The organism is Isoptericola halotolerans (assembly GCF_003003075.1).
Taxonomy (GTDB): Bacteria; Actinomycetota; Actinomycetes; order Actinomycetales; family Cellulomonadaceae; genus Isoptericola; species Isoptericola halotolerans_A.
The window spans coordinates 94,559-113,384 of the sequence record NZ_PVTX01000011.1 but is presented as its reverse complement, the minus strand read 5'-3'; the positions used below and the strand labels follow the sequence as shown (position 1 = coordinate 113,384).

The following is an 18,826-nucleotide window of genomic DNA, read 5'->3' as shown; positions in this document are numbered from 1 at the left end:
GACACGAACCTGCCCAACGCCGGGTCGTACTCCCGCGCACCGAGAGAAACCAGGCCCGTGCTCGCCCGATCGTCATACCCACCCACGAAGCTGCGGGGACTGCTGCATGAGCAGGTGTCTCTTGACGTCGGCCGACGGTGTGGACGGCCGTCTCCAACGCGGCCACGGAGCTGGCCGGAGCACCAAGCGTCAGGACGGCCGAGTGACCACTTCGGAACGCCCCCAACCCCCGCCGTGCCCGTGGCCACCTCACGGACCCGACCGCGACCCCGCACCAACCAGTCGACCTGACTCGGGGAGCGTCGAACGAACAGCGTTCACGCAGTTCAAGCCCGGATTCGGGACGTCGACGCTGAAGTCATGGCGGCACGCACGCGCCGTCACCGCGCACCGACGTCGAGCTCGACGACGCACTCCCCCACATGCCAGATCGAGTGTCACAGACCAGCAGTTAGACCAGCAGCCCGTTGCCCGGCAAAACGAAAAGCCCCTGCCCAGCGTTTCCGCTGGTCAAGGGGCCTCTCTCGGTGGGCGATACTGGGTTCGAACCAGTGACCTCTTCGGTGTGAACGAAGCGCGCTACCACTGCGCCAATCGCCCGAGTGCGAGGTCGATAGTAGTCACAGATCGGGCGCTGGTCCAAACCGGGACGGTGCGGCGTGGCCCACAGCTCGGGCGGCGTCGCCCCAGGTGAGGGATCGGGCGCGCGGTCAGGGGTCGATGCGCTCGCGGCAGAGCTTCTCGAACAGCACGCGAGCCTCCGCCGAGACCTCCCCCACCGCGACCTCGGTCCCGTCGAGCCAGGTCACCGGCTGGACGTTGCGCCCGGAGGACGTCAGCACGAGCTGCACGTCCCCGGAGTCGGCCTCGTCGAGGACCGCAAAGGGCAGCTCCCCCACACGGGCCTCGCGCACGGGGAGCCCGGTCTCAGCGCCCCACTCGAGCAGCAGCTGCCGGGTGATGCCGGCCAGCGCTCCCGAATCGAGCAGCGGGGTCACGAGCTCGCCGTCCCGCTCGACGAACACGTTCGAGCCCGTGCCCTCGCACAGGTCGCCCACGGTGTTGGGCAGGATGGTCTCGTCCGCGCCCTGCGCCTTCGCGTGGGCGAGGGCCACGACGTTCTCGGCGTACGACGTCGTCTTGAGGCCGGCGATCGCCGAGCGCTCGTTGCGCGGCCACGGGGACCGCACCGAACGCGACTCCGGTGCCATGACGGACTCCTGGGCGGCGACGACCACGGTCTGCGCGCCCTCCACACGGTGGGAGCCGAGCGGTCCGACACCGGCCGTCACGGTGATGCGCAGCCGGCCGTCGAACGCCCCGCCCGACCGCACCGCCTCCTGCAGGACGGCCGCGACGCCGTCGCGCACCTTCTGCTCGTCGGGCGCCTCGAGCCCCAGCCCTGCGGCGGACCGCGCGAGCCGCGCCAGGTGCCGCGTGAGCGCGAACGCCCTCCCGTCGAGCACCGTGCACGTCTCGAAGACGCCGTCGCCCACCGTGATGCCGTGGTCGACCGCGCTCATCGCGGCCTCTCCCGCACCGACCAACCGGCCTTCGGCCCAGATCACCAGACTCATGGGGGTCAGTCTGCCCGACGCCGGCGGTAGACCAGGTGCGTCACCTCCGGCGTGTGCCGTGCGCTCACCGCCTCGAGCGCATGCCGGCCCACGCCGTCGAACAGGCGCACACCCCCGGGGATATCCAGCACCACCGGCGCGACGTGCAGACGCAGCTCGTCGATGACGCCGGCCTGCAGGCAGGCGTTGACAACGGTGGCTCCGCCGGCGACGGACACGTCCCGCTCGCCGGCCGCCTCCCGCGCCCGCTCGAGGGCCTCGTCGAGTCCGCCCGTCACGAAGTGGAACGTCGTGCCGCCCTTCATCTCGAGCGCCGGGCGCTCGTGGTGCGTGAGCACGAACACGGGTGCGCGGTAGGGCGGCTCCTCGCCCCACCACCCGCACCAGTCGTGGTCCCACGGCCCCTGGTCCGGCGAGAACATGCCGCGACCCATGACGAAGGCGCCGGCGCGTAGGATCCCGGCGATCTCCTCGGCGTGCTCGGGCGCATGGTCGAACATCCACGAGTGCAGGATCTCGCCGGTCCCCACGACGTCCCCGAAGGGCCGCTCGCGGCTGGGGTGCGGGCCGGCGCTGAAGCCGTCGAGCGACACGGACAGGTTGCAGGTCACCAGGGTCATGTCTCGGCTGACCGTGCCGGCGTGCCGAACTCATCGGCCGTCCGTGCCGACGCGAGACCGACGAGCCGCTCCGCCTTGAGCTCGGTCTCGTGCCACTCGGCCAGCGGGTCGGAGCCCCACGTGATCCCGGCTCCCGTGCCGAACCGCAGCACGCCGTCGTCGTGCGGCCCACGCTCCCACCAGAACGTGCGGATGCCGACGGCGAGCTCGGCGCGGTCGCCGTCCACCCAGCCCACCGCGCCGCAGTAAGGGCCCCGCGGAGCCGTCTCCAGCTCCTCGATGATCCGCAGCGCGGAGGACTTGGGCGCCCCGGAGACGGACCCGGGAGGGAACGTCGCGCGCAGCACCCGGCTCCACCGGTCCGGCGCCTCGGCGATCTCGGGTGCCAGAGCACCACGGACCCGCGAGACGAGATGCACGAGGCCGGGATGCTCCTCGACGCCCAGCAGGTCGGTGACGGTCACGGTCCCGGGCGAGCACACCTGCTGCAGGTCGTTGCGGACCAGGTCGGTGATCATCACGTTCTCGGCCCGGTCCTTGTCCGTGAGCCCGTCCGCCGTCCGCGCGGTGCCCTTGATGGGCCCGGAGGCGAGCACCCCGGCGTCGAGGGACAGGTACAGCTCGGGCGAGGCCGAGACCACCCACACCGGGTCGACGCCGGAGCTCGCCGGCACGTGGACGGCCGCACCGTACGGTGCAGGGTTCCCGGCGACGAGGCGGGCCGCGAGGGCTGCCGCGTCGGGCTCGAGCGACGTGGCGCCGTCGGGCACCACGGGAAGGGGCGCCCCCAGCACCCGGCAGACGTTGACCTGGTAGACGGTCCCGTCACGGACGTGGTCGCGGACGCGCTGCACGGCCTCCTGGTAGGCGTCCCGGTCGAGCGAGCTGCGCCAGCTCGACGGGTCCGGGCCTCGCCACGGAGCGTCCCGCAGCGCGCCGGCGGCGGGCGCGACATCGTCGGACACCTGGGCGAACCGCCAGGCCCGGGCCCGCCCACCGCGCCCGAAGGCCTCGAAGTCGACAACCACGAACCACGGGCCGGGCTCCGCGAGGCGCTGCGGGTCCTGCTGGAGGTCGACGCACTCGACGACGTCGGTGGCGCGACGGCCGGCGAAGGAGGCCCAGGAGGTCGGTGCGTGCACGCTGCGAACGCTATGCCAGGCGCGCCCCGCCGGGCGATTGGACGGATTCGGGCTGGGTCAACTAGTGTTTCCCTCGCGCCGGAACGCCGGGGAGAGATCCCCACTGACCGGTCGTGCGGATGTAGCTCAGTTGGTAGAGCACCACCTTGCCAAGGTGGATGTCGCGGGTCCGAGTCCCGTCATCCGCTCGGAGGCCCACTCCCTGCCTCCTCGGCGACGAGGTAGCGGGAGAGCACGCTTTCTCATGGTGGGTTGGCCGAGAGGCGAGGCAGCGGCCTGCAAAGCCGTATACACGGGTTCGAATCCCGTACCCACCTCGGGCGATTGGCGCAGCGGTAGCGCGCTTCCCTGACACGGAAGAGGTCACTGGTTCGATCCCAGTATCGCCCACCACCCACGAAGGCCCGGACCGAACGGTCCGGGCCTTCGTGCATCCCCGGCCCGGCCGGCGTAGCGTCACGAGCATGTGCCGGAACATCACCACGCTGCGCGGCCTCGAGCCGCCGGCCACGCCCGAGGAGATCGAGGCGGCGGCCGCCCAGTTCGTCCGCAAGGTGACGGGCGTGGCGTCGGACGCCGCCCCCGCCTCGCGAGAGCCCTGCGAGGCCGCCGCAGCCGAGATCGCTGAGATCGTCACCCGCCTGCTCGGCGAGCTGCCCGCGCGCCGGCAACCACCGCCGACCGTCCCGCCCCTGCGCCGTCCCGAGGTCCAGGCACGCATCGCGGCGCGCAGCTCCGCCTGACGCTGCCGAGGCGCAGGTCACACCGCCGGCGATTGGACCAGCACCCGGAAGTTCCAGTAATGTTCCTCAGGCGCCGGAACACCGGGGAGCAATCCCTGGAGCACGTGTCCGGCCGTGCGGATGTAGCTCAGTTGGTAGAGCACCACCTTGCCAAGGTGGATGTCGCGGGTCCGAGTCCCGTCATCCGCTCCACGGGCGATTGGCGCAGCGGGAGCGCGCTTCCCTGACACGGAAGAGGTCACTGGTTCGATCCCAGTATCGCCCACCAGCACGTCTCAATCACGCTCCAGCGGCTCGATCGCTGCAGCGTCGCCCAGCTTCGACGCGGGCACGACGGACAGCGAACCGTCACTCTCCAGCACCACTGCCGCGAGGACGTCGTAGCCCCCGAACCCTGCCCGGCGGACGGACTGCGCCAGCTCTGCCTGCGTCAGACGCGCCCTGCGCAGGGCGTCGAGATCGGGCACCCCGTCCCGGAGCACCACCAGCGCGCCGGACGTCACGACACCGGCGACCTTCGGGCGCCGGCTGACGATCCACGAGACCACCAGCTGCAGTCCCGCGAGGAGGGCCAGCGCCGTGACACCCTCGGCCCACGAGACGTCCGCGTTGAGCAGCACCGTCGCCAGCGTCGAACCGAGCGCGATGGTCACCACGAAGTCGAAGGCGTTGAGCTTGGACAGCGTCCGCTTGCCCGTGACGCGCAGCAGCACGACGAGGGCCGCATAGGCGCCGGCGCCGACCGCGAGGACGCGCCAGATGGCATCGAGGTCGTCGAACCACATGCCTCCTGCCTAACAGGGATGGACTCTCGTCGCCTCCGGCCGGCCTCCGGTCTGCCAGAATGCGGACGAACCTCACGAAGGAGTCGTCCGTGACCCGCTCGCCCTCGGACCGCCCGGCCCGCACCCGCCGTCGCTGGGTGCGGCTGGCGGTCGTCGCCGTCGTCCTCCTCGTCGCCGGGGGCCTCACCCTCGAGGACCTCGCCCGGAGCAGCGCCGACCCGTTCTCCTCGCTCCTCGCCGGAGTCACCACCCGGGAGGCGACACCCGGCACCGCGCTCGCCGCCGTCGCCGACCTCGAGGTCAAGGGGCGAGCACCGAAGACCGGCTACGACCGCGACGAGTTCGGCCCGGCGTGGGCCGACGTCGACCGCAACGGGTGCGACACCCGCAACGACATCCTCGCGCGCGACCTGGTCGCGGTGACGTACGAGGCCGGCACGCACGAGTGCATCGTGCTCACCGGCGAGCTCGCGGACCCCTACACGGGCGGCTCGATCGACTTCCGGCGGGGACGGACGACGTCGACGGCCGTCCAGATCGACCACGTCGTCGCCCTCTCGGACGCCTGGCAGAAGGGCGCCCAGACCCTGGACGCGGAGATACGGCGCGAGCTGGCAAACGACCCGCTGAACCTGCTCGCCGTCGACGGCCCCACCAACGGCGCGAAGGGCGACGGTGACACGGCGACGTGGCTGCCCCCGGACTCGTCGTACCGCTGCGAGTACGTCGCGCGCCAGGTGGCCGTCAAGGCGCGCTACGAGCTGTGGGTCACCGCGGCGGAGCAGGAAGCCATGCAACGCGTGCTGGCGAGCTGCCCGGACGAGCAGCTGCCCGCCGCCGGGTAGGCTCGTCGCCGTGGAATCCGACCGCAGCGCCGAGAGCCCGTCGGCCGTCTCCGCCGTCATGCACCGCGCCAAGGTCCGCGCTCGCGCCTCCCACGTGACGGTCGGTCAGGCGCGCCACCACGACGACGGCACGGTGGAGATCGACTGCTCGTGCGGCATGGTGCTGTGCAACGGCCCGCAGTGGTCGTTGGACGAGCACATCCGCCTGCACCGGGCCGAGGCGCGCTACCTGGCCGTCAGTGCGGTGGCCCCGGCGGGCATGCCGCGACTGATCGACGTCGGCACGGACCGCCGACCGCGCTGAGGTCTCCTCAGAGCTCGTCGGGGTCGTCCCACGAGTGGCCGCTCGAGGCGTCCTCGTGCAGGTGTCGCTCCGCCTGCGACAGCGAGTGCGGCGCCTTGGTCGCGTCGCCCCCCAGCCGCGGGTCGCCGTGCGGTTCCGTGAGCGACCGGCGTCGGGGCGCGATCCGTGCCTGCGACGCGATCGACTCGTCAAGGAGGTGCCGGGCCCGGTCCGGGCGGCCCTCCCCCTGGTCTGTGCTCATGCCTCTGGTCTACCAGCGCGCGGATCGATTCGCTTGTGCTTGGCACACTATTTCCAGCGTCGGTGCAGGCCCGTCACCACATCGACACAACGGCACCGGCTGGTACCGCGGGGTGCCGCGGACAGGGCTATGGTGTCGGGCGTGACCGCAGGCGATCCGACCGACCAGGCAGCGTTCGCCCCCGGCACCCGCGCACCGCAGCCACGGACCACGGAGCGCTGGCCGGGGCCCCGGCCGTTCGTCTGGGCGCCTCGTGCGCACACCGTCGAGGTGGTCCTCCCCCGTGCCGACGGACCCGCGGAGCGCCGCCCGATGCGCCTCGTGGGCGCGCACGAGCCCGGCTACTGGCGCGCCGACGACCAGCTGGCGCTCGGGTCCGACTACGCCTTCTCGATCGACGGCGGGCCGGCGTTGCCGGACCCGTGCAGCACCCTCCTGCCGCACGGGCTGCACGGCGCGAGCCGGGTGCTGGACGAGGACTTCGCATGGCACGACGACGGCTGGCGCGGCGTCGACCTGCGGCGCGGGGTGCTGCTGCACCTCGACGTCGCGACCGTCACGGCCGAGGGGACGCTCGACGCCGCAGCGAAGCTGTTGCCCACTGTCGCGGCCCTCGGCGTCGACGGTGTCGAGCTGTCGCCGGTCGCCGCCTTCGACCCCGAGGACGGCCCCGAGGCAGGGGTCCGGCTCTTCGCCGTGCACGAGCCCTACGGTGGCGCCGGCGCGCTCCAGCGGTTCGTCGACGCCGCGCACGGCGCCGGGCTGGCCGTGGTCCTCGACCTGCCGCACCGCTGGTCGGTCGCGGACACGCTCGACCTGCACGCCTTCGGCCCCTACGCGGCCGGTGCCCGGATCGGGCCCCGCGACGGCTCGTCGTCCGACCGCGACACACCCCGCCTCAACCTGGACGGCTCCGGGAGCCGGGGCGCACGCGACTTCCTGGTCGCCGACGCCCGGCGCTGGCTCGAGGTCTACCACGTCGACGGCCTGCTCCTGGACGTCGAGGCCCTCGTCGACCGCTCCGCCGTGCCCTTCCTCACCGAGCTCGCCGACGCCGTCCAGGCCGTCGGCGCGCGGTCCGGCCGACCACGCACGCTGCTCATGGACGGCCCCGGGCGCAGCGACCGCCTGACGACGATCATCCGGCGGATCTTGTCGGGCGAGCACGGGCCGGCGCCCGTGGCAGCGCTGCGCGACCTCGCCGACGCGACCTTTCCTCCGGGTCCCACGTCCGCCCGGGCGCCGTCGACCTTCCGCCGCGCCCACCGCGCTGCCGCACGGTCCGCCTCCGTGCTGGTCGGCGACCTCACCCGGCTGCCGGCCGCCGCACGAGCCGTGCCCTGGTCGGGCGTGCACGGCGCGGACCCCGGCGCAGGCTCCGGGACGACGGCCGCCACCGACGTCGCCGACCAGGCCGCGCTGCTCGCGTTCGCGACCCTCGCCGGCACCGGCGTCGTCCTCGACACCGAGCACGTGCCCGTGCAACGCCAGGAACCCGCCGACCAGCAGCTCATCGACTGGGCCCGCCGACTGCTGGCGCTGCGATCCTCCTCGCTGGCCGACGTCGCCGAGCAGGTCCGGCCGAGCACCGCGCCGGGCGTTCTCGTCGTGCGACGGGGCCGCAGCGCACTCGTCCTCGTCACGGCGCACGCGCCCGTGGAGATCGTTCTCGATGAGCACCTCGCGGACGGCGGGCAGCCCTGGCGGGTCGCCGCGTCGTGGGACCCCGCCGGGACCCACCTGCTCGCCGGCATCCTGCAGGTCCCCGGCCGCACCGCCGTCGTCCTGCGGGCCGGCCCGGAACCTGGCGGCACCGACCGGCGCGGCTGACCGCGCCGGACGCAGCCTGACCGGCTCACGAGTCGGTCAGGCTGCGGCCCTCCTGCGCCAGCGCGCCGAGGCGCGACAAGGCGCGGAAGTACTTCTTGCGGTAACCGCCCTGCAGCATCTCCGGCGTGAACAACGTCCGCTGCGCGGCCCCGTCGACGCCCGCCAGCAGCACCGGCACGTCCCGGTCGTACAGGCGGTCGACGAGCACCACGAGCCGCAGAGCGACCTCCTGACGAGTGACCGGCCGCACGCCGGTCAGCGCCACGAGCTCCACCCCGTCCAGCAGCGCGCCGTACCGGCTGGGATGCACGGTGGCCAGGTGCGCGAGCAGGTCCTCGAAGTCGTCCAGCACCGCACCCGGCTGCGCCCGGACGGCGGCCCGCACCGCCGCGTCGGGCAGCGGCTCGGCATCGGTGACCACCGCGCGGTGCCGGTAGTCCTCGCCGTCGACCCGGAGCACCTCGAAGCGACCCGCGAGCGCCTGGATCTCCCGCAGGAAGTCCTCGGCGGCGAACCGGCCCTCCCCCAGGGCGTCGGGGAGGGTGTTGGACGTCGCGGCCAGTGCCACACCGCGGTCGGCGAGCTCACGCAGCAGGCGGGACATCAGCACGGTGTCACCCGGGTCGTCGAGCTCGAACTCGTCGATGCAGACGAGCCGGCGCGTGGCGAGCGCGTCGACGGTGGGCAGGAACCCGAGCGCCCCGACCAGGTTGGTGTACTCCACGAACGTGCCGTAGGCCGCGCTGCCCTCGCCCGCCGCCTCGGTGACGGCGTGCGCCAGGGACGTCAGCAGGTGGGTCTTGCCGACCCCGAAACCACCGTCCATGTACACGGCCGGCGCCGGCCGTCGTCGGCCCAGCAGAGCCCGCAGGCCGCTGGGCGGCGGAGCGGCGATCTCGGCGGCGACCTCCTCCAGCCGCGCGGGCGTGACGCCCTGGCTGGGGTGCTCGGGGTTCGCCCGGTACGTCGCGAAACGCGCGTCGTCGAAGTGCCGCGGCGGGACCAGGTCCGCCAGGAGACGCTCCGGGGACACGGTCGGGCGCACCGACACCAGGGAGCCGGGCTGCGCACCGGTCGCCGGGGACGGGGCACGGGAAGCGGCTCGGGAGGCCGAGGACGGGACTGGAGTCACGATCCTCCAGCGTAGGTGCGCGACGTAGGCTGGCCGCTGTGAGTTCTGACACGCCGCCCCTGCGCCTGCTCGTGCCGGACGTGGAGGAGCTGCCGCCCGATCCTCGCGAGGAGCGGCTGGCAGCGCTGTACGCGCTGCCGGCGCACACGCACGTGCGGGTCAACATGGTCGCCAGCGTGGACGGCGGCGCCTGGGGCGACGACGGACGCTCGGGCTCCGTGAACGACGCCGCGGACTGGCGGGTGTTCCGCGTCCTGCGCGCGCTGGCCGACGTCGTCCTCGTGGGAGCCGGCACCGCACGGACCGAGTCCTACACGGCGCTCGAACGCCCCCGCGGGCTGGAGCACCACTCCGCCCGTCCGCTCGAGCTCGCCCTGGTCACGCGCAGCGGCCGCGTCCCCGCCCGCACGCTGGACGGACCGCGCCTGCCCTGGGTCGTCACCGGCACGGCGGGCGCCGCGACGGCGTCCGCCGCGGTCGGGGAGGACCGCCTCGTCGTCGTGCCGGAGGTCGGTGGCGCGATCGACCTGGAGGCCGGTGTCGTCGCGCTCGCCGCGCGCGGGCTGGGCCGGGTGCTGTGCGAGGGCGGCCCGCACCTGCTCGGGTCGATGCTCGAGGCCGGCCTGGTCGACGAGCTGTGCGTCACCACCACCCCGCGGCTCGTCGGGGCCGGTCCCGGCCGCATCGTCGGCGGGCCGGCCGACGAGCCCCGACCGGCCCGGCTCGCCCGGCTCCTCGCCGCGCCGTCGGGCACGCTGCTGGCGAGCTGGGACCTGCGGCATCGTGCGGAGGCACCGGTGCCGACGGTGCCGTAGGTTGCTGCCATGCCTGACGCACCCTGGACCGTCGTGGTCCTCACCGAAGACGCGCTGACCTCGGCCGACGTCCAGCACATCACCTCCCTGCACCCCGACGAGGAGGTCGCCTACCGCGTGCTCGTCCCCGCGGACACGGAGCACAACGTCGTGGCGTCCGTCCTGGACCACCTCGGCATGCTCGAGCTGCGCGCGGCCTGGGACGACGTGGTCGGGCGGGAGCCCGACCCCCGGGAGGCCACGTCGACGGCGTCGGAGCAGGTCGTCGAGTCCGTGGAGCTGCTGCGCTCGACCGGTGCGACGGCGCAGGGCGAGGTCACCGAGGACGACCCGCTGCCGAGCCTGCGGGCGGCGGTCGAGGCCGGAGCGCAGGAGGTCGTCGTCGTGACCTACCCGCACGCCGTCGAGGACACGTTCCACACCGACTGGGCGTCGAAGGCCCGCGAGACCCTCCAGGTGCCGGTGCTCCACCTCTACGCGGGCACCTCCGAGCTGGGCTGACCGCCATCGGGTCAGCGCACCTGGTGGGGTCAGCGCACCTGGTGGCCGGCGCGGATGATCGTCGCCCGCACGAGCTCGTCCATGGAGTCCAGGAACGGCGGCTCGTCGAGCAGGCCGTGGTCGACCGCCGCGACCGACAGCTCGGTGCATCCGAGGACGACGACGCCGGCACCGCGCGCGACCAGCCCCGCCGCGACGGCGCGCAGCTCGTCCGGGTCGGCGGGGCGTCCCGCCTTCACCTGGTCGTAGATGACGGTGCTGACCCGCGCCTGGTCGTCCGCGTCCGGCGTGACGACCTCGATGCCGTGCGCGGCGAACGCGTCGTCGTAGACCCCGGAGGCCACCGTCCCGGCCGTGGCCAGCAGGCCGACCTTCGTCAGGCCGGGCGCACGCCGCCGGGCGGCCGCCACCGTGACGTCCACGATGGAGACGAACGGCACGGTGATCGCGTCGAGCACCTGCTGGGTGAAGTAGTGCGCGGTGTTGCACGGCATCACCAGGAAGCTCACGCCGAACCGTTCGAGTCGGCGGGCGTCGCGCGCCAGGACGGGTCCGGGGTCGAGCGTCGAACGCCCGACGACGAAGTCCGTGCGGTCCGGCACCGTGGCATGGTTCAGGACCACCATGTCCACGTGCTCCTGGTCGCGCTCCGCCGCGGTGAGCTGGACCACGCGCTGCAGGAAGTACGCCGTGGCGAGCGGCCCGACGCCGCCGATCACTCCGACCGGCGGCGCCTGGTCCACGTCGTCCGGGAGGTGCCCCTCCGTCACGCCGTGCCCTTCCACGCCAGGCGTCGCGCCTCGGCCAGCGGGTAGTGGCGGGCGTACTTGCGCCACTGGTTCAGCTGGGCGATGCACAGGTAGGCGATGCGGCGCGGGTCGGTCTCGGCCCGGTACCACAGCGGGTTGCTCGACCGGCCGCGCCACGCGAGCCGCCGCGCCTCGGCCCGCACCTCGGGGTCGAGCACGTACCGCCGCAGCAGCCGCCCCGGCAGCACCGTGTAGAGGCTGCGCGCCTCGAGCTCGCCCGTGGCCGAGAGCGGCACGTCCGCCCCGAGCACGGCTCGCGGGTCGGGGTCGAGCCCGCGCAGGTGCTCGTGGACCGAGAACTTCACCGCGTGCGCCCCGGCGGCGGCGATGTAGAAGTTCGACCGGCCCAGGCGGGGGTTGAGCTCGAAGAACACGTACCGCCCGTCGCGCGGGTCGTACTTCAGGTCGAAGTTGGCGAACCCCGTCCAGCCGACGTGCTCCAGCAGCCGCGTGGCCTGCTCGACGACCTCGGGCTGGACCTGGGTGATGATCCCGGCCGGGTTGCCGAGCGCCCCGGGGGTGTGCTCCTCGAGCAGCACGTGCCCGAACGCCGAGAAGCGCACCTTGCCGTTGGCGTCGGAGTAGCAGGTGAGGATCCGCATCCCCGAGTCGTCACCGGGGATGTAGTCCTGGATGACGAACGAGCCCACGTAGCCGGCCGTGCGCACGCGAGCGAGGAGGTCGACCAGCTCGGCGCGGGACTCGACGAGGAAGACCTTCTTCTTCCCCGCGAACTCGACATCGTGGTACGCGGCCGTGCTGGCCGCCTTGGCGATGACCGGGAAGGTCAGACCCGACGTGTCGGGCTCGCCGCCGTCGGGAGCGTCCCGCCCCTCGATCTTGTGCACGACCGTGGTGGGGTGGGCGATGCCGAGCTCGGCGCACAGCTCGCCGAAGCCTTCCTTGTCGGTGAGCCGCAGCAGCAGCTCCTCCCCGACGTACGGGACCGTGTACCGGTCCTCCAGGCGGTCGCGGTTCTCCACCAGGGTGCGCACGAGCCAGTCCGCGGAGCCCATCACGACCAGGTCGGCGTCGCGGTGCTCGTCGGCGATCGCGCGCAGGCGCGCGACGATCGCGTCCGGGTCGTCGATACGCGGCTCGGCGACGTGGTGCAGGATCCGCGAGTGCCGCACCAGGCCCGTGGACATGCCCGAGACCACGACCGGCTTGACGCCGTAGGCCTCGTGGAAGGTCCGGGCGAGCGAGTACGCCCCGATGTCGCCACCCAGGACGACGGGCTGCAGCCGACGGTTCATCGGTTCCTCCGCCCACCGGCGGGACGCGCGGCGGCCGCCTGCTGCGCGGCCGCATAGTTGGCCTTCAGCGCGCTCATCGGGTAGTACCGCCGGTACTTGCGCACGTGGTTGACCAGCGCCGTGAGGATGTACAGCCGACGCCGCGGGCTGGCGTCGGCCGCGTACCGCAGCGGGTGCACGGAGCGCCCCGTCCGCATCAGGCCCACCACGCGTGCGCGCAACCCGTCGTCCAGCACGTAGCGGCGCAGCATCCGGTGGGGCACGACGGCGTAGAGCACCTCGTGCTGAGCGGTCACGCGCTCGCGCTGCTGACGGCGGATCACGTCGTCCACCAGCACCTCGGTGGGGTTCTGCCCGCCCGCGGTGACGTAGTAGTTGTTCCGACCGATGCGCGGGTTCTGCTCGAAGAACTTGAAGACGCCGTCACGAGGGTCGAGCTTGACGTCGAAGTTCGCGAACCCGCGCCACCCGGTGTGCTCGCAGATCCGCTGCGCGGCGTCGAGGATCTCGTCGATCGGCTCGACGATCATCGCCGACGGGTTCCCGCGCGCCGCCGGAGTCCGCTCCTCCAGCAGCACCTGGGCGGAGCAGCGCAGCGTGACCCGCCCCGACGTGTCGGAGTAGGTGGTGACGGACCGCATCTGCGTGTCGTCCCCCGGGATCATCTCCTGGACCAGGAAGCGCCCGCGGAAACCCGCTCCGCGCAGCGCGGTCCAGAGCTCCTCGAGCTCACCGGGCGAGGCGATCTCGTAGATCTTCTTCTTCCCCGCGAACCGCGCGTCGTGGTAGTCGGCGCTGGAGGCGGGCTTGGCGATCACCGGGTAGGCGAAGTCGACGGGCGCGGGCCGCCACCCGTCGTCGGCGGCCGTGGCGAAGTCCTGGATCACGGTGGCGGGCGTCGGGATGCCGAGCTCGGCGCACACGGCCGAGAACTCCGCCTTGTCGCAGATCCGGTCGATGAGGTCGACGTCGGCGTAGGGCAGGACGTACCCGGCGGTCTCGAGCACCGCACGGTGGTGCGCGAGGATCCGCACCACCCAGTCCATGTTGGACTGCAGCAGCAGCGGCTCGCGGTGGCCGGCGGCGCGCCGGTCGGTCGCCACGCGCTCGAGCGTCGACACGATCTCGTCCGGCGCGGTGCCGGACAGCACCGTGTCGATGAGCTGCGAGTGCGCGATGGGGCCCGGCTCGGCGAACGCGACCACCGTGGTGCGCAGCCCGAACTGCTCGTGGAAGGAACGGGTCAGGCCGTACACGCCGATGTCCGACCCGACGATCACGGGATGGAACCCGGGGCCTGCGGCGGCCCCGGATTCCGCGAGGGAGCTGGTCACGAGGGTGTCAGGCCTCCTGCTCGGTGCGGTCGGCCGACCACTGCGTGTGGAACGTGCCGTCCCGGTCGGTACGCCGGTAGGTGTGCGCGCCGAAGAAGTCGCGCTGCGCCTGGATGAGGGCCGCCGGCAGGCGCTCGGCCCGCACGCCGTCGTAGTACGCCAGCGAGGAGCTGAACGCGGGCGTCGGCACGCCGTTCTGCGCGGCGCCGGCGACGACGCGACGCCAGGCGGCGAGGCCGTTGCCGACCGCGTCCGTGAAGTACTCGTCGGCGAGCAGCAGCGGGAGGTTCGCGTCACGCTCGTAGGCCTCGGTGATCCGGTTCAGGAACCGGGCGCGGATGATGCAGCCGCCGCGCCAGATGCGGGCCATGGCGCCACGGTCGATGTCCCAGCCGTTCTCCGCCGACGCCGCCGCGATCTGGTCGAACCCCTGGGAGTAGGCGACGACCTTGGAGGCGTAGAGGGCCAGGCGCACGTCCTCCACGAAGCGGGCGCGGGACGCGTCGTCCGTGCCGACCTCCCAGGCCTGGGTGTGGGCGGGCAGCGCGGCACGGCCGGCCTCGCGCTGCGGCACCGAGCCGGACAGGGCGCGGGCGAACGTCGCCTCGGCGATACCCGTGATGGGCACACCCAGGTCCAGACCGTTCTGCACGGTCCAGCGGCCGGTGCCCTTCTGCTCGGCCTGGTCGAGGACGATGTCGACGAACGCCGAGCCGGTCTCGGCGTCGACGTGCTGCAGCACGTCGGCCGTGATCTCGATGAGGAACGACTCGAGGTCGCCGGTGTTCCACTCGGCGAAGATCTGGCCGATCTCGGCCGCCGAGGCGCCCAGGCCCTGCTTGAGCAGGTCGTAGGCCTCGGCGATGAGCTGCATGTCGGCGTACTCGATGCCGTTGTGCACCATCTTGACGAAGTGGCCGGCGCCGTTCGGCCCCACGTAGGTGCAGCACGGCGTGCCGTCGACCTTCGCGGAGATCGCCTCGAGGATCGGCCCGAGCGACTCGTAGGACTCACGGGTGCCGCCGGGCATGATGGACGGGCCGAGCAGCGCACCCTCCTCGCCGCCCGAGACGCCGGTGCCGACGAAGTGCAGGCCGCGGGCGCTGAGCGCCTCCTCGCGGCGGATGGTGTCCGGGAAGTGCGCGTTGCCGGCGTCGACGACGATGTCGCCCTCCTCCAGCAGCGGCAGCAGCTCGTCGATGACGGCGTCGGTCGCGGCACCCGCCTTGACCATGATGACGACCTTGCGCGGCCGCTCGAGCGAGGCGACGAAGTCGGCCATGGTCTCCGACGGCACGAAGTCGCCCTCGTGGCCCGCCTCCTCGACCAGGGACCGGGTCTTGCCGTAGCTGCGGTTGTGCACGGCCACGGTGTAGCCGTGGCGGGCGAAGTTGCGCGCGAGGTTGCGACCCATCACCGCGAGTCCGGTGACGCCGATCTGGGCACGTGCTGTCATCGATTCCTGCTTCCTCGGGAAGATCGTGTCCGGGCGTCTCGTGGTGCACGCCCGGGAGGCCGCGACCAGCCTAGTCGTCCCTGTGACGCGACACGCCCACGTGCCGGGATCCGGACACCGCCGCTCGTCGTACGGTGGTCGGGTGAGCGGAACCCGGCATGACGTGCCCGAACGCTTCGCTGCCGCCCTCGAGTCGTTGCGCGGGCGGCGGCTGCGGCCGGAGGTCCGGCTGGTCGAGGTCCCGGGCCCCCAGCGGGTGGCTCCGTACGCCCTGGCGCTGGAGGGCGAGGTGATCGTCGACGACGAGGAGATCGCCACCGGCCGGTTCGTCGGCCTGCACGACCCGGACGGCCAGGAGGCCTGGCGCGGCGACTTCCGTGTGGTGACGCTCGTGCGCACCCGTCTCGAGGCCGAGCTCGCCACCGAGGAGATGCTCGGCGACGTGGCCTGGACGTGGGTCACCGAGAACCTCCAGGACGCCGGCGTGGGCGCCGTCGCGGCGGGCGGCACCGTGACCCGGGTGCTGTCGCAGAGCTACGGCGCGCTCGCCGCCACCCCCGCCGCCGTGGATCTCGAGATCCGTGCGTCGTGGACGCCCACGGACACCGACCTCGGCGCGCACCTCGAGGTCTGGGCCGACCTGATGTCCACGGCCGGTGGGCTCCCTCCCCGGCCGGACGGCGTGACGGCCCTGGACGTCCGGCGCCGTACCGTAGGCCCATGAGCGCTGCCCTCCCCGCCGATGCCGCCGACGACGTCGAGATCGCCCCGCTGACCGAGCCGGCCGACGGCGTCGGGCGGGTCGTGGACACCCCGGCGGCGCTCGAGCGGGTGGTCGCGGCCTTCGCGGCGGGTTCCGGGCCGGTCGCCGCGGACGCGGAGCGGGCCTCGGGCTACCGGTACGGTCAGGCGACGTACCTGGTCCAGGTCCGGCGAGAAGGTGCCGGCACCGCATTGATCGACCCGGTCCCGCTGCCGGACCTGTCCGCGCTGAACGACGCGGTCGGGGGCACGGAGTGGGTGCTGCACGCCGCCTCTCAGGACCTGCCCGGTCTCGCCGAGCACGGCCTACGACCGGCGCGGATCTTCGACACCGAGCTCGCCGCGCGCCTGCTCGGGATGCCGCGGGTCGGCCTCGCCGCGGTGGTGGCGGACACCCTCGGCCTGGGCCTGGCCAAGGAGCACTCGGCCGTGGACTGGTCGACACGGCCGCTGCCGGAGGACTGGCTGCGCTACGCCGCGCTGGACGTCGAGGTGCTCGTCGAGGTCCGCGACGTGCTCGCGGCCCGGCTGGAGGAGGCGGGCAAGGCCGGCTGGGCGGCCGAGGAGTTCGAGCACGTCCGCACCATGCCGCCCCCGGCGCCGCGCGTGGACCCCTGGCGCCGCACGTCGGGAACCCACACGCTCACGGGCCGTCGGCGTCTCGCCGTCGTCCGCAGCCTCTGGGAGGCGCGCGAGGCCAACGCCCGGCAGCGCGACGTCTCCCCCGGGCGCGTGCTGCCCGACCGCGCGATCATCGCGGCGGCCAAGGCCCTGCCCCGCACCGTGCCGCAGCTCGTCGCGCTGCCGGAGTTCGCGACCAAGGGTGCCCGACGGCGGGCACCAGCCTGGCAGCAGGCGATCGACGCCGCGCTGGCCCTCGACGCGGCGGACCTGCCCTCGACGCGCGGTCCGCGCACCGATGCGCCGCCACCGCCACGCGCCTGGGGCGACCGAGACCCGGTCGCAGCGCGCCGTCTCAGCGCGGCACGCGAGATCGTGTCGCAGCTCTCGGAGGAGCTGTCGGTCCCGGCGGAGAACCTCCTGCAGCCGGACGCGCTGCGCCGTGTCTGCTGGACGCCGCCGGAGCCGGCCGGTCCGACCGAGATCGCGGAGTTCCTGCGAGACCGCCAGGCCCGCGAGTGGCAGATCGGGCTGCTGGCCGAGCGCCTGGCGCAGGCCTTCGCCTCCGTCTGACCCGGCTGCGCGCGACTTTCCGGCTCCCCCGGCTCTCCACGGCTCTCCACGACACCGCCCAGCACTGATACTGCGTATCAGATGGTCTATGCTGTTCCCGGTACTCGCGGTAGCGTGTACCCGAGCCCCGGGGCGACCCCCCGAGGTCCCGAGCGACGATGCTCCCGGCACCGTCGGAACCGACCACCGCAACGGACGGAGCTGCCATGACCGTGGCCCCCCAGGCCCCCGGCACCACCCGCGACCCCGCGCGACGCGCCCTGCGCGACGTCGTCTTCGTCGAGGGCGTGCGCACCCCCTTCGGCAAGGCCAGGGCCGACGGCCTCCTCGCGGAGACCCGAGCCGACGACCTCGTCGTCAAGGCGCTGCGCGAGCTGCTGCGCCGCCACCCCGAGCTCCCCGTCGAGCGCATCGACGAGGTGGCGATCGCGGCGACGACCCAGCAGGGCGACCAGGGCCTCACCCTCGGCCGGACGGTCGGCCTCCTCGCCGGCCTGCCGCACTCCGTGCCCGGCTACGCCATCGACCGCATGTGTGCCGGTGCCATGACCGCGGTGACCGCCACGGCGTCGAGCATCGCCGTCGGGGCGTCCGACGTCGTCGTCGCCGGCGGGGTGGAGCACATGGGCCGCCACCCCATGGGCCTCGACGCCGACCCCAACCCGCGGTTCCTCTCCGAGAAGCTGGTCGACCCGGAGGCCCTCAACATGGGCGTCACGGCAGAGAACCTGCACGACAAGTTCCCGCACCTGACCAAGGAGCGCGCGGACGCGTACGCGGTCGGCACCCAGGCCAAGTACGCCAAGGCGGTGGCGAACGGCGACATCGGGCCGGAGATCGTCCCGATCGCCGCACGGTCGGCCGAGCGCGGCTGGGGCCTGGCCACCGCCGACGAGCTCCCCCGCCCCGAGACCACGATGGAGGGCATCGCGGACCTCAAGACGCCGTTCCGCCCCGGTGGACGCGTCACACCGGCCACCTCCTCGCCGCTCACCGACGGCGCCACCGTGTCGCTGCTCGCCGCCGGCGAGACCGCCGACGAGCTCGGGCTGCCGGCGGCCATGCGCCTCGTCTCCTACGCGTTCGCGGGCGTCCCGGCCGAGATCATGGGCTACGGCCCGGTGCCGGCCACCGACAAGGCGCTCGCCCAGGCCGGTCTCACCATCGACGACATCGGCCTGTTCGAGATCAACGAGGCCTTCGCCGTGCAGGTGCTGAGCTTCCTGGACCACTACGGGATCGCCGACGACGACGAGCGCGTCAACCGCTACGGCGGCGCCATCGCCGTGGGCCACCCGCTGGCCAGCTCGGGCGTCCGGCTGATGACACAGCTCGCCCGGCAGTTCGCCCAGCACCCGGAGGTCCGCTACGGCATCACCACGATGTGCGTCGGGCTCGGACAGGGCGGCACCGTCGTCTGGGAGAACCCGCACCACGCCGACTACTCGGGCCACGTCCCGGCCACCACGGAGGTCTGACC

At 73.2% G+C, this 18,826-nt stretch carries 19 protein-coding genes and 6 tRNA genes; 14 read left to right on the top strand and 11 right to left on the bottom strand.

Annotation, left to right across the window (positions count from 1 at the left end; translation table 11 throughout):
• Positions 1 to 528 precede the first annotated feature (528 nt).
• The 4 genes from BCL65_RS15535 to BCL65_RS15520 form a co-directional block, all read right to left on the bottom strand.
• A tRNA-Val gene (locus BCL65_RS15535) sits at positions 529 to 600 on the bottom strand.
• A 110-nt stretch (positions 601 to 710) separates the two neighbouring features.
• A complete protein-coding gene (locus BCL65_RS15530) occupies positions 711 to 1,577 on the bottom strand; it encodes an aminotransferase class IV (protein ID WP_106269420.1) in 867 nt (288 codons plus the stop codon).
• Positions 1,578 to 1,582: 5 nt separating this feature from the next.
• Positions 1,583 to 2,197, bottom strand: a complete 615-nt coding sequence (locus tag BCL65_RS15525) for a dihydrofolate reductase family protein (RefSeq protein WP_106269419.1) — start codon at positions 2,195 to 2,197, stop codon at positions 1,583 to 1,585.
• Positions 2,194 to 3,339 carry a chorismate-binding protein gene (locus tag BCL65_RS15520; RefSeq protein WP_106269418.1) on the bottom strand — a complete coding sequence of 382 codons (1,146 nt, stop codon included), beginning with the start codon at positions 3,337 to 3,339 and terminating at the stop codon, positions 2,194 to 2,196. Before BCL65_RS15520 ends, BCL65_RS15525 begins: the two co-directional genes overlap by 4 nt.
• Before the next feature lie 115 nt (positions 3,340 to 3,454).
• Here BCL65_RS15520 and BCL65_RS15515 point away from each other — a divergent pair.
• The 6 genes from BCL65_RS15515 to BCL65_RS15490 all read left to right on the top strand — a co-directional run bounded on the left by BCL65_RS15515 (position 3,455) and on the right by BCL65_RS15490 (position 4,350).
• Positions 3,455 to 3,527 (top strand) — tRNA-Gly (locus tag BCL65_RS15515).
• Positions 3,528 to 3,585: 58 nt separating this feature from the next.
• Positions 3,586 to 3,656: transfer RNA gene (locus BCL65_RS15510), tRNA-Cys, on the top strand.
• Position 3,657: 1 nt separating this feature from the next.
• A tRNA-Val gene (locus tag BCL65_RS15505) sits at positions 3,658 to 3,732 on the top strand.
• Between the two features lie 71 nt (positions 3,733 to 3,803).
• Positions 3,804 to 4,082, top strand: coding sequence for a DUF2277 domain-containing protein (locus BCL65_RS15500; protein ID WP_106269417.1), 279 nt, complete (start codon positions 3,804 to 3,806; stop codon positions 4,080 to 4,082).
• A 116-nt stretch (positions 4,083 to 4,198) separates the two neighbouring features.
• A tRNA-Gly gene (locus BCL65_RS15495) sits at positions 4,199 to 4,274 on the top strand.
• A 1-nt stretch (position 4,275) separates the two neighbouring features.
• A tRNA-Val gene (locus BCL65_RS15490) sits at positions 4,276 to 4,350 on the top strand.
• 7 nt (positions 4,351 to 4,357) lie between these two features.
• Here BCL65_RS15490 and BCL65_RS15485 read toward each other — a convergent pair.
• The gene (locus BCL65_RS15485; RefSeq protein ID WP_106269416.1) at positions 4,358 to 4,867 is read right to left on the bottom strand and encodes a DUF421 domain-containing protein; all 510 of its coding nucleotides are present in this window, start codon (positions 4,865 to 4,867) and stop codon (positions 4,358 to 4,360) included.
• Between the two features lie 89 nt (positions 4,868 to 4,956).
• Between BCL65_RS15485 and BCL65_RS15480 the strand changes: the two genes are divergently transcribed.
• Positions 4,957 to 5,712, top strand: coding sequence for an HNH endonuclease family protein (locus tag BCL65_RS15480; protein ID WP_243401100.1), 756 nt, complete (start codon positions 4,957 to 4,959; stop codon positions 5,710 to 5,712).
• 10 nt (positions 5,713 to 5,722) lie between these two features.
• The gene (locus tag BCL65_RS15475; protein WP_308701017.1) at positions 5,723 to 6,016 is read left to right on the top strand and encodes a hypothetical protein; all 294 of its coding nucleotides are present in this window, start codon (positions 5,723 to 5,725) and stop codon (positions 6,014 to 6,016) included.
• A 7-nt stretch (positions 6,017 to 6,023) separates the two neighbouring features.
• Here the strand turns inward: BCL65_RS15475 and BCL65_RS15470 are convergent, their stop codons facing one another.
• The gene (locus BCL65_RS15470; RefSeq protein ID WP_106269414.1) at positions 6,024 to 6,257 is read right to left on the bottom strand and encodes a hypothetical protein; all 234 of its coding nucleotides are present in this window, start codon (positions 6,255 to 6,257) and stop codon (positions 6,024 to 6,026) included.
• 141 nt (positions 6,258 to 6,398) lie between these two features.
• Here BCL65_RS15470 and BCL65_RS18055 point away from each other — a divergent pair, with 141 nt between their 5' ends.
• Entirely contained in the window at positions 6,399 to 8,087 is a 1,689-nt protein-coding gene (locus BCL65_RS18055) for a hypothetical protein (protein WP_165800044.1), read from the top strand.
• 25 nt (positions 8,088 to 8,112) lie between these two features.
• Here the strand turns inward: BCL65_RS18055 and zapE are convergent, their stop codons facing one another.
• Positions 8,113 to 9,222: a cell division protein ZapE gene (gene zapE / locus BCL65_RS15460; protein WP_374956686.1), complete on the bottom strand. Its 1,110-nt coding sequence runs from the start codon at positions 9,220 to 9,222 to the stop codon at positions 8,113 to 8,115.
• Between the two features lie 35 nt (positions 9,223 to 9,257).
• Here zapE and BCL65_RS15455 point away from each other — a divergent pair, with 35 nt between their 5' ends.
• Positions 9,258 to 10,034, top strand: coding sequence for a dihydrofolate reductase family protein (locus BCL65_RS15455; RefSeq protein WP_106269412.1), 777 nt, complete (start codon positions 9,258 to 9,260; stop codon positions 10,032 to 10,034).
• Positions 10,035 to 10,043: 9 nt separating this feature from the next.
• Entirely contained in the window at positions 10,044 to 10,535 is a 492-nt protein-coding gene (locus BCL65_RS15450; RefSeq protein WP_106269411.1) for a hypothetical protein, read from the top strand.
• 29 nt (positions 10,536 to 10,564) lie between these two features.
• On the opposite strand, the gene BCL65_RS15445 is transcribed toward BCL65_RS15450, so the two are convergent.
• The 4 genes from BCL65_RS15445 to gndA are packed head-to-tail and all read right to left on the bottom strand — an operon-like array spanning position 10,565 to position 15,390.
• Entirely contained in the window at positions 10,565 to 11,305 is a 741-nt protein-coding gene (locus tag BCL65_RS15445) for an aspartate/glutamate racemase family protein (RefSeq protein ID WP_243401101.1), read from the bottom strand.
• A complete protein-coding gene (locus BCL65_RS15440) occupies positions 11,302 to 12,600 on the bottom strand; it encodes a carboxylate--amine ligase (RefSeq protein WP_106269410.1) in 1,299 nt (432 codons plus the stop codon). The genes BCL65_RS15445 and BCL65_RS15440 overlap by 4 nt, the downstream gene beginning before the upstream one ends.
• Positions 12,597 to 13,934, bottom strand: coding sequence for a carboxylate--amine ligase (locus BCL65_RS15435; protein WP_106269409.1), 1,338 nt, complete (start codon positions 13,932 to 13,934; stop codon positions 12,597 to 12,599). Before BCL65_RS15435 ends, BCL65_RS15440 begins: the two co-directional genes overlap by 4 nt.
• Before the next feature lie 7 nt (positions 13,935 to 13,941).
• Positions 13,942 to 15,390, bottom strand: coding sequence for an NADP-dependent phosphogluconate dehydrogenase (gene gndA / locus BCL65_RS15430; protein ID WP_106269408.1), 1,449 nt, complete (start codon positions 15,388 to 15,390; stop codon positions 13,942 to 13,944).
• Between the two features lie 142 nt (positions 15,391 to 15,532).
• Between gndA and BCL65_RS15425 the strand changes: the two genes are divergently transcribed.
• The 3 genes from BCL65_RS15425 to BCL65_RS15415 all read left to right on the top strand — a co-directional run bounded on the left by BCL65_RS15425 (position 15,533) and on the right by BCL65_RS15415 (position 18,824).
• Positions 15,533 to 16,114 (top strand): DUF3000 domain-containing protein, encoded by a 582-nt coding sequence (locus BCL65_RS15425; RefSeq protein ID WP_106269407.1) that lies wholly within the window; start codon positions 15,533 to 15,535, stop codon positions 16,112 to 16,114.
• Positions 16,111 to 17,346, top strand: a complete 1,236-nt coding sequence (locus BCL65_RS15420) for an HRDC domain-containing protein (protein WP_106269406.1) — start codon at positions 16,111 to 16,113, stop codon at positions 17,344 to 17,346. Before BCL65_RS15425 ends, BCL65_RS15420 begins: the two co-directional genes overlap by 4 nt.
• 206 nt (positions 17,347 to 17,552) lie before the next feature.
• Positions 17,553 to 18,824 (top strand): thiolase family protein, encoded by a 1,272-nt coding sequence (locus BCL65_RS15415; protein ID WP_106269405.1) that lies wholly within the window; start codon positions 17,553 to 17,555, stop codon positions 18,822 to 18,824.
• Positions 18,825 to 18,826 lie beyond the last annotated feature (2 nt).